At 41.2% G+C, this 12,765-nt stretch carries 13 protein-coding genes; 12 read left to right on the top strand and 1 reads right to left on the bottom strand.

Going from position 1 to position 12,765, the window contains the following annotated elements; genetic code table 11:
- The first annotated feature begins 2 nt into the window (after positions 1-2).
- From PMAL9190_RS12015 to PMAL9190_RS11960, 12 genes are all read left to right on the top strand, one after another.
- Positions 3-1,175, top strand: coding sequence for an SIS domain-containing protein (locus PMAL9190_RS12015; protein WP_087845404.1), 1,173 nt, complete (start codon positions 3-5; stop codon positions 1,173-1,175).
- Between the two features lie 20 nt (positions 1,176-1,195).
- A complete protein-coding gene (gene agaV, locus PMAL9190_RS12010) occupies positions 1,196-1,696 on the top strand; it encodes a PTS N-acetylgalactosamine transporter subunit IIB (protein WP_087845403.1) in 501 nt (166 codons plus the stop codon).
- Between the two features lie 41 nt (positions 1,697-1,737).
- Entirely contained in the window at positions 1,738-2,511 is a 774-nt protein-coding gene (gene agaW, locus PMAL9190_RS12005; RefSeq protein ID WP_060997258.1) for a PTS N-acetylgalactosamine transporter subunit IIC, read from the top strand.
- Positions 2,501-3,394: a PTS system mannose/fructose/sorbose family transporter subunit IID gene (locus PMAL9190_RS12000; RefSeq protein WP_087845402.1), complete on the top strand. Its 894-nt coding sequence runs from the start codon at positions 2,501-2,503 to the stop codon at positions 3,392-3,394. The genes agaW and PMAL9190_RS12000 overlap by 11 nt, the downstream gene beginning before the upstream one ends.
- Before the next feature lie 85 nt (positions 3,395-3,479).
- Entirely contained in the window at positions 3,480-3,923 is a 444-nt protein-coding gene (gene agaF / locus PMAL9190_RS11995; protein WP_060997256.1) for a PTS galactosamine/N-acetylgalactosamine transporter subunit IIA, read from the top strand.
- A 2-nt stretch (positions 3,924-3,925) separates the two neighbouring features.
- Entirely contained in the window at positions 3,926-5,086 is a 1,161-nt protein-coding gene (gene nagA / locus PMAL9190_RS11990; RefSeq protein WP_087845401.1) for an N-acetylglucosamine-6-phosphate deacetylase, read from the top strand.
- Positions 5,087-5,148: 62 nt separating this feature from the next.
- On the top strand, positions 5,149-5,979 hold the full coding sequence (kduI, locus tag PMAL9190_RS11985) for a 5-dehydro-4-deoxy-D-glucuronate isomerase (protein WP_087845400.1): 831 nt from the start codon (positions 5,149-5,151) through the stop codon (positions 5,977-5,979).
- Positions 5,980-6,060: 81 nt separating this feature from the next.
- Positions 6,061-6,816, top strand: coding sequence for a 2-dehydro-3-deoxy-D-gluconate 5-dehydrogenase KduD (gene kduD, locus PMAL9190_RS11980; protein ID WP_065168734.1), 756 nt, complete (start codon positions 6,061-6,063; stop codon positions 6,814-6,816).
- Between the two features lie 12 nt (positions 6,817-6,828).
- Positions 6,829-7,881: a glycoside hydrolase family 88/105 protein gene (locus tag PMAL9190_RS11975; protein WP_087845399.1), complete on the top strand. Its 1,053-nt coding sequence runs from the start codon at positions 6,829-6,831 to the stop codon at positions 7,879-7,881.
- Positions 7,882-8,009: 128 nt separating this feature from the next.
- Positions 8,010-8,756: a carbohydrate-binding family 9-like protein gene (locus PMAL9190_RS11970; RefSeq protein WP_235004356.1), complete on the top strand. Its 747-nt coding sequence runs from the start codon at positions 8,010-8,012 to the stop codon at positions 8,754-8,756.
- A 227-nt stretch (positions 8,757-8,983) separates the two neighbouring features.
- On the top strand, positions 8,984-10,594 hold the full coding sequence (locus tag PMAL9190_RS11965) for an NAD(P)/FAD-dependent oxidoreductase (RefSeq protein WP_087845398.1): 1,611 nt from the start codon (positions 8,984-8,986) through the stop codon (positions 10,592-10,594).
- Between the two features lie 355 nt (positions 10,595-10,949).
- Positions 10,950-11,627 carry a YoaK family protein gene (locus tag PMAL9190_RS11960; protein WP_087845397.1) on the top strand — a complete coding sequence of 226 codons (678 nt, stop codon included), beginning with the start codon at positions 10,950-10,952 and terminating at the stop codon, positions 11,625-11,627.
- Positions 11,628-11,702: 75 nt separating this feature from the next.
- Here the strand turns inward: PMAL9190_RS11960 and PMAL9190_RS11955 are convergent, their stop codons facing one another.
- On the bottom strand, positions 11,703-12,593 hold the full coding sequence (locus PMAL9190_RS11955) for a dihydrodipicolinate synthase family protein (protein ID WP_087845396.1): 891 nt from the start codon (positions 12,591-12,593) through the stop codon (positions 11,703-11,705).
- Positions 12,594-12,765: the final 172 nt, after the last annotated feature.

The following is a 12,765-nucleotide window of genomic DNA, read 5'->3' as shown; positions in this document are numbered from 1 at the left end:
ACATGGAACAATATTTAGGTTATTCAGCAGCTGAACTTCAGCGTTTTTCGGGTTATTGGACTGCGAAGGAAATCAACCAACAACCTGATTGTTGGGCGCAAACTGCGGCAATTACACGTGAGTGTGAAGCACAAATTAAATGCTTTATGGATAAAGTTTATCGTTATTCTAATTTACGTATTGTGTTAACTGGAGCGGGTACATCAGCGTTTGCTGGTCGTTCTTTAGCTTTAGGTTTATCTCAACGTTTACAACGTCGTGTTGAGGCTATTTCAACCACTGATATTGTGTCAAATCCTAGTCAGTGTTTTGCCGAAAATATTCCTACCTTATTAGTGTCATTTGCACGCTCAGGTAATAGTCCTGAAAGTGTGGCTGCGGTTGAGCTTGCTAATCAAACATTAACTGAATGTTTCCACTTAGTATTGACCTGTAATGTCGATGGACAGTTATATAAGTGTTGCAAAAATGATAAGCAATCACTTGCACTTCTTATGCCCGCTGAAACCAATGATCAATCTTTTGCCATGACATCAAGTTTTTCATCAATGATGCTAGCGGCTTTTTCGGTTTTAATGTATGGCAACGATTACACGAAAGATATCGAAAGCATTTGTAAGTGTTCTGTGGGGTTGATCAAAGATTTAAATAACCAAATAAAGGATACTGCTAGTCAAGAACTTGAGCGGGTTATTTATTTAGGCAGTGGTGGTTTACAAGGCTTAGCCCAAGAATCGGCATTGAAATTACTTGAACTAACGTCAGGTAAAGTCGTTGCAACATTTGATTCTCCATTAGGGTTCCGCCATGGACCAAAATCTATTGTGAATCAAAATACGATGATTGTGGTGTTCATAAGTAACGACCCATATACCCGTAAATATGACTTAGATCTGTTAGCTGAACTTTGTCGCGATAATATTGCAGCTCGAGTGGTAGCGATTACAGCGCAAGTGGATGAGATTGAAGCAAGTGCTGATGTTATTCATGTCCCTGGCATGGAAACCGCGACCGATGTTGAATTACTTTTTCCTTATATGCTGTATGCGCAAATGTACGCGTTCCACCGCGCACTTGCACTAGGAAATACACCTGATAACCCATGTCCTACTGGCGAAGTTAACCGTGTAGTACAAGGAGTTACTATCCATTATTTATATGATTATTTGAAATAATTACGAAAGGTAGAACAATCATGACAACGCCAAACATTGTATGGACACGAATTGATGAACGTTTGTTACATGGTCAAATTCGTATTACTTGGGGTAAACATTCAGGCGCTAACCTTATTTTGGTTGCCAATGATGATGCAGCTGAAGGTCCAAATGCGGCTTTTATGCAAGCAGGTATGAAAGCATCAGCAGGGGGGGAATACGCAGTACGTTTCTTCTCAATCCAAAAAACAATTGATGTTATCGGTAAAGCTTCTCCGCAACAAAAGATTTTTATTTTGTGTAATAACCCAACTGATGTGGCTCGTTTAGTTGAAGGTGGGGTGCCTATTACTCATTGCAACGTTGGTAATATGCATTATCACGAAGGTAAACGTCAGATTAATAAGACAGTTTCTGTTGATGATAAAGATATTAATGCTTTTGAACGCATGGTCGCGAAAGGAGTAACTTGCACGATTCAAAATACTCCTGATCAAAAACCAATTGATGTACTTGAACTGGCTACCAGCGCTGCTTAATTCGCGATAGTCAAACGCCAAACGTGTAAAAGGAATAAATCATGTTTTTTGAAGCTGCGTTAGTTGCGGTGTGGGCTTTCTTTTGTGGTATCGATAAATACGATGTTGCATTGAATATTCACCGTCCGCTTATTACAGGTCCAGTTGTGGGCTTGATCATGGGTGACATGCAAATTGGTTTGATTGCAGGTGCGACATTAGAACTTGCTTGGTTAGGTTTAGTACCTAACGCCGGTGCTCAGCCACCAGATGTAACATTAGGTACGATTGCTGCGGTTGCTTTTGCAGTGATGACAGGTCAGTCAGCAGAAGTGGCAATGGGTGTTGGTATGCCGATTGCGGTATTGATGCAGATGTTGGTTATCGGCTTCTTTGCAATGACTTCATTCACTATGGGTAAAGCGGATCGTTATGCTGAACGTGGTGATTCCGCAGGTATCGATAAATTACTTATTACAACCATTTCATTACGTGCCTTGCTCTACGCGATGGTTGCCTTTGTAACAGTTTACTTTGGTGAGCATGCGGCGACTTGGATTGATGAAAATGCACCAAAAGCACTGTTAACAGGCTTAGGTATTGGTGCCAAGATGGTTCCTGCGATTGGTTTCGCTATGTTGTTGAAAATCATGTGGTCAAAAGAAGTGGCAGGTGTGTTCTTCATTGGCTTTGTTATGACAACGTACTTAAAACTACCAATTATGGCTGTCGCAATTATCGGCGCCTCAATTGCAGCACTGTACTACTTCTTTAGCGGTTCAAACAACGGCGGCTCTAACAACAACCAACCTGGAGAATTTGAAGATGGCATCTGATATCACAGCGGGAACACTTCGCGATAAAAACACGGAACAACATGTCAATTTGGTTGATGATATCGATGCATATGAAGATACCACGCCACGTAAAGTGATCACGAAGAAAGACCTTTGGATGTGTTCTATCCGCGGTCTATTCATGGAAGGTAACTTTAACTTTGAACGTATGCAAGCAGGTGGTTTCGCTTACTCAATTATTCCAGCACTGAAAAAAATTCACGGTAACAATAAAGCCGATTTAGCCAAAGCATTAAAGAACCATCTGCAGTTTTTCAATGCTTCACCTAAGCTGTTTACCTTCTTATTAGGTACAGCGATTGCGATGGAAGAAAACAAAGAAAAGCCATCAACGGTTAACGTAATGAAAGTTGCTGGTATGGGACCTACAGGTGGTATCGGTGATGCTATCGACCACATGACCTTGATGCCATTGACTCTAGCACTAGGTGCGTCAATTGCAATGGAAGGCTCGATTGCAGGTCCATTTGTGTTCTTCTTCTTGTACCAAATTGTTCACTTTGCGGTTTACTTTGGTTTGATGTTCATGGGTTACAAAGCGGGTACTGCCGCGATGGTTAACATGAGCGATTCAACTGAGAAGTTGGCAAAAGCGGCCAATATTATGGGTATCTTTGTTATTGGTGCGCTTTCCGCAACCTTTATTAAAGTACAGACCACCCTCAGTCTCGAACTGGGGGGTAAAGTGGTCGACTTACAGACCGCATTATTTGACAAGGTGATGCCAAACATTCTGCCACTGGCACTCGTGTTCTTTATGCTCAAAATGGTGAAAGGTACAGGGTTCTGGGCTAAGCCGCCGGTATTGATTTTCAGCACATTAGCAGCCGGTGTTGTCGGTCACATGTTAGGTATTTTGTAATACCACCCTCGTTTAGTCGTGATGAGAGTCATCATCAATAATATCAAGGGGGACGACGCTCCCCCTTATTTTCAAGGAAAGAATCATGATTGGTATCGTCGTTTCAGGTCATATTAACTTTGCATCAGGTATGGAATCAGCGGTTCGCGCCATTGCTGGTGAGCAAGAACAAATGACGTATGTGGATTTTGTTGAAACCATGTCTACCGATGAGCTAGAACAGGCTTTACGTCAAGCCGCAGCCGATGTGGATAGTGGTGATGGCGTGTTATTTTTAACCGATATTCCTGGTGGATCTCCCGCTAATCGCGCCTTAGCAATAGTAATGGATACCCCTAATGTAGAACTTATTGGCGGCGCTAATTTACCTATGATCGCGAATGCTGCCTTTGAGCGTGATGATGCTGACTTAACTGATCTTGTTGATACCTTGCTTGATATTGGTATGTCATGCATGAAAGACATGCGTCGTGAACTTAACAGCATGATGACGCAATCAGCTGAACTTGAATGTGAAGACGGACTGTAATTATGCGCTTTGCACTTCATCCACAACGTATATTCACCCCCACAGGGATCCGCTATAACCACTATGTAGTAGTGAATAACGGTAAGGTTGAAAGCGTTACTGATAGCCGACCTTTTAATTGCGAAGTGATTGAATTAGAAGGTCAAACATTAGTTCCTGGTTTTATTGATATTCATATCCATGGCCGTGCAGGCGCAGATGTCATGGATGCAACGCCAGCAGCATTACAAACCATAGCTCAAGCATTACCTGCAACAGGCGTTGTGGCCTGGGTTGGCACCACAGTAACCGCACCTTGGTTAGATATCGTGTCTGCTTTACAACAAGTGCGCCATTTCTGTGAGCAACCGCAACCATTAGGGGCAAGATTATTAGGCAGCTTTCTTGAAGGGCCTTACTTTACAGCAACACATCGAGGTTCACACCCAACTCAATATTTAACCGCGCCAACCATTGCGGCGTTAGCAGAATTAAAAGAAGTTGCTGCAGATTCGCTACTGCGTGTTGCACTTGCACCTGAATATGATGGTGCTAGTGAAGCTATTCAGTGGTTAACCGATAACGGTATAAAAACGTCAATAGCACATACCAATGCCAACTTTGAACAAGTCACTCAAGCGCATCAACACGGTGCCGATTGTGGAGTGCATTTATTTAACGGTATGAGTGGCTTACATCATCGTGAACCGGGTTGTGCAGGTGCGGTTCTTTATCACGATATGTTAGTTGAACTGATTGCTGATGGTATTCATGTTCATCCAGTAATGATGCAATTGGCTTATCGTATTAAAGGCTATCAAGGTATGGCGTTAATTACTGATTGTATGCGCGCTGGTGGTCTTGAAGATGGTAAGTACCAACTAGGCGCACAGATGGTTAACGTAAACAATGGTGAAGCACGTACTGATGATGGTTCTTTGGCGGGTAGCACGTGTAGTTTAGATCAAGCTATTCGCAATATGATTTTTTTAGCCAATGTTCCGGAATGGGAAGCGATTCAGATGGCAACTGCAGTACCTGCAAAATATTTGGGTATTGACGATCAATTAGGTGCCATTGCCCCTGAATATAACGCCAGTTTTGCTGTGCTTAATAGCCAATTTGAAATTCAAGCAACGTTAATCGATGGTGAGTGGCATTACCCAGCATCGGCTCAACAATAATTCGTAATCATTCACAGCCTGTTTAACTGCTGTGAGTAATGTAATGATTTAAGAGGTTTTTCATGGAAATTCGTCAACCAATTCATAGCCAGCATGCCAAGCAATTAGATACTGCAGGTATTCGTGAGCAGTTCTTAATTGAAAATATGTTTCAAGAAGGTCAAATCAACCTTACTTATAGCCATATCGATCGCATTATTGTGGGGGCGGCAGTACCGACCACTACCGCTATCGAGTTTGAAGGCGGTAAAGAAATTGGGGTTGATTACTTTTTGCAGCGTCGCGAATTAGGTGTGATCAATATTGGTGAGCCAGGGTTAGTGATTGTTGATGGTGAGACGTTTGAGATTGGTTCACGTGAAGCTATCTATGTGGGAATGGGCGCTAAGGATATTCGTTTTGAAAGTGTGATTGCTGATAAACCAGCGCGTTTCTACTTAAATTGTGCGCCTGCTCATCATGGTTACCCAACCCGTAAAATTACCCGTGAAGATGCATCACCAGAGCAAATTGGTAGTCAAGAAAACTGCAACGTTCGTACTATTTATAAGTACCTACATCCATCAGTGTTACCAACCTGCCAGCTATTAATGGGTATGACTGAATTAGCACCAGGTAGTTTGTGGAACACTATGCCATGTCATACCCATGAGCGTCGCATGGAAGTGTACCTCTATTTTGATATGAGCCAAGACAACATCGTGTTCCATTACATGGGAGAGCCTCAAGAAACGCGTCACATTGTGGTGCGTAATGAGCAGGCTGTGATTAGCCCTAGTTGGTCAATTCACTCTGGTGTTGGTACTGCAGCGTATACCTTTATTTGGGGAATGGTAGGTGAAAACCAAACTTTCCACGATATGGATCATGTTGCGATGAGCGATCTTAAATAAGCCGTTGTGGTTAATTATTAATGAATTTAGTGAGTAGCGCTGGCGACTATTGCTAGCGTTACTATACAAGGATAGAACTCGATGAATATGTTTGATTTAAGCGGTAAAGTTGCGATTGTGACAGGTTGTAATACAGGTCTTGGTCAAGGTATGGCATTAGGACTTGCAAAAGCAGGGGCTGATATTGTGGGTATTGGCCATCAGGCAGCGCCTGAAACTCAAGCACAAATTGAAGCATTAGGACGTAAATTCCATTACATCACTGCCAACCTTATGCAGCAAGATAAGCTGGAAAGCATTGTTGCAGAAGCGGTAGAAGTGATGGGGCATGTTGATATTTTAATTAACAATGCTGGCATTATTCGTCGTCAAGATCTGCTTAAATTTTCTGAAAGTGATTGGGATGATGTAATTAACATTAACCAAAAGACATTGTTCTTCTTATCACAAGCCGTGGCTAAACGTTTTGTTGAACAAGGTAATGGCGGCAAAATTATTAATATCGCTTCAATGTTATCTTTCCAAGGCGGCATTCGGGTACCATCATACACTGCAAGCAAATCTGCAGTTATGGGTCTAACCCGCGCGTTAGCGACTGAACTCGCTGAATATAATATTAATGTTAATGCGATTGCTCCAGGTTATATGGCAACTGATAACACTGAAGCCCTTCGTGCTGATGCTGAACGTAATGCGGCAATTTTAGAGCGTATTCCAGCTAATCGTTGGGGGTTACCGTCAGATTTAGAAGGCCCAGCAGTCTTTTTAGCATCAAGTGCGAGTGATTACATTAATGGTTACACCATCGCGGTAGATGGTGGTTGGTTAGCGCGCTAAGGAGAGCAGATCATGGCAGCATTAGGTTCAAAAGAAACGATTTTAACGGCAATGAAGCGTGTTTATCGTTACCAAGCACAAAACCAAACTCGCAGTGTGGTTCGTCGCAGCGGTAAAACTCGTTTTATTAAAGATACTGACTGGGAGCGTGGCGTATTTTGGTCATGTGTCTCTGCAGCGTGGCTAGCAACAGATGATAATGAATACCTTGATGGGGTGATGAATTATACTCTTCATACTGGTTTTAGAACCGGGCCTAATGATCGTTTTGCTGATGATCATATTTGCTGCCAAGCCTACCTTGATGTTTATCCATTAATTGATCAAGTGGAAGCGTTAGAGCCAACCATTAAAGCGTTAGATCTTATGGTTGATAATCCACAGCCTGGTCGAAAAGATTGGTGGTGGTGTGATTCATTATTTATGGCACCGCCTGCATTTGCGGCATTAACCCAACGCACCGGTGATTCTAAGTACCTTGATTACATGAACACTGCATTTTGGGATTCAGTTGAGCATTTGCTCGATCCTGAAACGGGTTTATTCTACCGTGATTACCGTTATATTCCTGACGGTAATGGTGGCGAATTACGTGAAGCTAACGGTAATAAAGTCTTCTGGAGCCGAGGTATTGGCTGGGTATTAGCCGCTGTGCCACGTTTACTTGCGCGTATGCCAGAAGATTACCCACAGCGTGAAAAATATTTAGCGTTGTTTAGCTCGCTTGCAGCAGAAGTGATTAAGTATCAGCAAGCAGATGGCTTTTGGCGTACAAGTTTGCTCGATCCTGAAAATTTCCCTGCACCAGAAAGCAGCGCTACCGCGTTATTTTGTTACGGTTTAGCGTGGGGAATTAAGCATGGGCATCTTGATGCTGAAACATACCTGCCTGTGGTTGAAACGTCATGGACCGCTCTGCAAAGTTGTATTCATGATAATGGCATGATCGGTTGGGTACAGTTACCTGCATTTAATCCGCGTGATGTCGCCTTTGAACATAATATTGATTACGGTGCTGGCGCATTTTTATTAGCTGCAACAGCAGTTGCTGAGCTGGTCGAATAAATAACAATAACGTCAACGCAATAAGTTGAAAGCTAGGTGAGTTCAAGCCGATCTACATGCGAGATCGGCTTTTTTATGGTTCATATCTGATTAGCTAAAAAACGATAAATATACATAAGGATATTGTAATGAATAAGTTAGCCATTATAGCTGCTGCTGTGACAGCAAGTATGACAAGTTACCATGTGGTTGCTGAAACAGTGACTCCAACGGCTGAGCCTGTTGCTGCGGTATATAACATCAATCATGCTAAGGTTGCTCCGGTTATTGATGGTATCGCCCATGATAATGAATGGAAATCAGCTCAAGCATTAACCGATTTTACTTTTCCTTGGCGTGATACGCCCGCACCAGCAACAGAATTTAAAGCTGTGTGGCATGCTGATTCTGTCTATTTTCAATACACAGTAACGGATGCGAATGTTGCGATTGGCACTGATCCAGAACGTGCTATTTTAGATTCCGATCGCGTGGAAATTTTCCTGGCTAAAGATGTGCAATTATCGCGTTATTACACCATGGAAATTGATCCTAAAGCGCGTGTGTTTAGTGCAGAAGCTAGTTATGACATGGTCAATAAAAAGCGGGCATCGCTAGATAGTAATTGGACATGGAAAGGCTTAGAAACCAAAGCGAGTTTAACGGATAGCGGCTATGTTGTTGAAGGTAAATTACCCTTGCAGACTTTGACTGATTTATCGCTATGGCAGAATAAACAACAAACGCAATTATTGTGTGCTTTAATGCGGGCAGAGTTCACTCAACAAGCTGATGGCAAGTTGGATATGGGGTGGATGACATGGATAGATCCTAAAACACCTAAACCCAATTTTCATAATCCACAAACATTTGGTCAGTGTCAGTTAGTCAAATAATCACTATTAATTTATTATAGGTTATTAAAAAATAAGGTTTATGCTGATATTTATATCATATGGCATAAGCCTTTTTTGTTTTAGAACGGAATATAATGCAAATATTGGGATAAACACTAAAGTCTGTGAGATAATACTTGGCTAAGGTATAAATCTACCACCATCTGCGGCTAGGTTTATTCTCTCCGAGATATTTTATTGCATTTCCAATCGAGTTAGTGGACTTAATGATACGTATTAATGAAGTTAAATTACCGTTAGATCATAGTGAAGTAGCTTTACATGATTTTGTCATCAACAAGTTATCGATAAATAAAGATCAACTAGTTGATATTCATATCTTTAAACGTGGTTATGATGCCCGTAAAAAGAATGATATCTATCTGATTTATACTTTAGATGTCACTTTAAAAGACGTTGATGAAGAGCAATTACTAACGACGTTTGCTAACGATCATCATGTGAAAGCATCACCAGATACGAGCTATAAATATGTAGCTCAAGCGCCTGAAAATATCACTGAGCGACCAATCGTTATTGGTATGGGCCCATGTGGTTTGTTCACTGGCCTTATTTTGGCACAGATGGGATTTAAACCGATTATTCTAGAGCGCGGAAAATCAGTGCATGAACGTGCCAAAGACACCTTCCGCTTTTGGCGTACACGTGAGCTAAACACCGAATCAAATGTGCAATTTGGTGAAGGTGGTGCAGGTACATTCTCTGACGGTAAACTATACAGTCAGGTAAAAGATCCTCGTTTTCTTGGTCTTAAAGTAAAACAAGAATTTGTTGCAGCGGGCGCGCCGGCTGAAATTATTTATCTTAGTAAACCCCATATTGGTACCTACAAATTGGTAACGATGGTTGAGAAGATGCGCCGTAAAATTATTGAACTTGGTGGTGAGATTCGTTTCGAAACCCGCGTTGAAGACATTAATATTGATGATAATAGCCAAGTAACGGGAGTGACATTATCAACTGGTGAAGTGATCCCGTCAAAGCATGTTGCATTAGCGATTGGTCACAGCGCACGCGATACTTTTAAGATGTTGCATGACAAAGGTGTTCACCTTGAAGCGCAATCATTCTCGGTTGGTTTCCGTATTGAGCATAAACAAGAAACTATCGATGCTGCGCGCTTTGGTAAAAATGCCGGCCATCCATTATTAGGTGCAGCTGACTACAAACTGGTTCACCACTGTAAGAATGGTCGTTCTGTTTATAGCTTCTGTATGTGTCCTGGTGGTGTCGTTGTTGCTGCAACATCAGAGCTTGAGTCAGTGGTAACTAACGGTATGAGCCAATATTCACGTAGTGAGCGTAATGCTAACAGTGCGATTGTGGTTGGTATTTCACCAGAAGACTTTGCAAACGATCCAATGCAAGGTATTGCACTACAACGTAAGTTAGAACGTAATGCTTATATTCTTGGCGGCAGTAGCTATGATGCGCCAGCACAATGTGTTGGTGATTTCTTAGCGGGTAAAACTGTTAGTCAAATGGGTGATGTTGAACCGTCTTACAAACCAAATGTTAAGTTTACTGATCTAAGCACTAGCTTACCTGATTATGCTATCGAAGCGATTCGTGAAGCATTGCCTGCGTTTAATAAAAAGATCAAAGGCTTTTCTAATGCCGATAGCATGCTAACAGGTGTCGAAACACGAACTTCTTCTCCTGTACAAATTAAGCGTGGTAAAGATTTCCAAAGCATTAACACCAAAGGTCTATATCCAGCTGGTGAAGGTGCAGGTTATGCGGGTGGGATTTTATCTGCGGGTATCGACGGCATTAAAGTTGCTGAAGCGATTGCGCTTGATATGTTGAATGCGTAATTAGTGAACCAGTAAAGGTGTGATAACCATGAATTACGGTTAGCACACCTTTCATTGTTATTGTTTTTCTAAGTCTTCGCTACAGTGATCTGCGTTAACTTCATCAAAACCATGATCTAAAAGCACCGTTTGAACATGTTTTAATTTGACTATTCTTAAAGACAACGGCGAATTCTCACTTATCGTGAAAGATGGGGGGAGCGTGATTTTTGTTAATAATTTGAAGTTACTAGCTATGGTGAAATATTTAGTTACAATAACGCGCAATAACAGTAAATAGCCTCTTTTAATTGATCGAGTGCAAAGGGTTTACTGATAGTAATAATATGGAAATATAGTCGGATATAAATAGTCAATGTTAAATGAAAGGCGGTTCTTTTTATCATTAATGCCCTATTTGTTATTGCTAGTGGCAGGGGTAGTCGATTCAGTTGGTTTTTTACATCTTAAAGATGGGGTGTTTGCCTCTTTTATGAGTGGCAACTCGACGCACTTGGGGATGATGCTCAGTTATGATGATATTCCTCGAGCTTCTATTTATATTGCAATTTTGGGTATTTTCATTATAGGGGCAATGTCTGGTGAGCTAATCGCTTTATCTAGTCGTCGATTTTACCGCGGTGTCGTGATGGCATCGGTGTCCATTGTGCTGTTGTTTGCAACCATCATGCAATATTATGTGCCTTTTTTAGCGGTGAACTTTATCATTTGTTATGCAATGGGAATGCAAAATATTGCCTTGCGATTGACGATTGAGAAAGCAATACCATTAACTTACGCCACCGGTTATTTAGTGAATATTGGCCGATTGTTGGCATTGGCGATTGTTGGCAAAGGCGAGAAAAAACGTTTACTTCAATACCTAGGTTTATGGAGCTCATTGATTAGTGGGGCAGTGATTGGAGGGGTAATTATGCAAACAATCCCTCAATATTCATTATTACCGGCGTTAGCTTTAACGATCTCAATAGCAATCACATTGTTGTATATTGAACATACTCATCGTTCAACCCCTATTGACACTGAATTGTAATAAATACTATCAATTCACAGTGTAAATAATGAAAAGGCCAGCATCTATGCTGGCCTTTTCATTTATATTTGATATTTATGCTCCTATCGCATCACGCATTTTACACATAACATCTTGTTTTTGCTCTACTGTTAATGTGCGTAATGGTAAACGTGGATCTCCTGCATTAATATCATGCAACATCATGGCTGTTTTACCTGCCGCAACACCACCGTATTCAACTAATACACGAATAAGCGCAATAACATTATCCATTTTACTGATCACTGCTTGATGATCGCCTTTCGCAAAAGCATCAATCATGTCGTGATAAAGTGGCGCTGCATAATTGTAAGTACTGCCGACAGCACTGATTGCACCAACAGCTAATGCGCCAGGAAAATGCTCATCAACACCCCATGGCACATCAAATTTACTCTCACAAACGCGTAAACAACGTTGGTATTCATATAAGTTAGTACTATTAAATTTCACGCCATATAAATTTGGAATCACTTTGTCAGCGGCAATTAAGAATTGTTCCATATCAACCGTTACGCCGCTCATTTCTGAATGGTAGTAGTAAAAACCTTTTGATGGTGCTGCATCAGCAACTGCTTTACAGTAATTCACCAGATCAGTGACATTATTAGGTTTAAAGAAACAAGGACCGATAGCTGAGGTTGCATAAATGTCTAACTGATCAGCATGGCGGGTTAATTCAAGTGTATCAGCAATGCTTAATGCGCCAGTATGAATAATGAGTTTTAATTGACCTGCACTTGCTTGTACCCAACGTTCTGCAACAGCTTTACGTTCTGCGACCGAACAATGGATCCCTTCACCAGTTGTGCCTAATACATACGCCCCAACAATTTTAGTATCAATAAGATGCTTAGCGATAGCATCAATAGCGACATAGTCAATTTCACCATTAGCTAAAAATGGTGTATGAGGGGCTGCAATTAAACCAGTTAGCTTTTCCATGTCTCAGATCCTTATTTGTGAAGTTTTACTTCTAAAATTTAATAATTATGGAGTTGGTTTATCATACGAACTGATATTTAGCTTGGCAATAAAAAAGAAACGACTTTTAGCGCTTTTAATAGAAACTGTGATCTATTGCTATTAATTGTTTTTTCTATTTATAAAATATTTT

The sequence above is a fragment of the Photobacterium malacitanum genome, assembly GCF_900185615.1.
Taxonomy (GTDB): Bacteria; Pseudomonadota; Gammaproteobacteria; order Enterobacterales; family Vibrionaceae; genus Photobacterium; species Photobacterium malacitanum.
The sequence above is the reverse complement of the archived record's forward strand: the minus strand, read 5'-3'. Positions and strand labels throughout refer to the sequence as shown.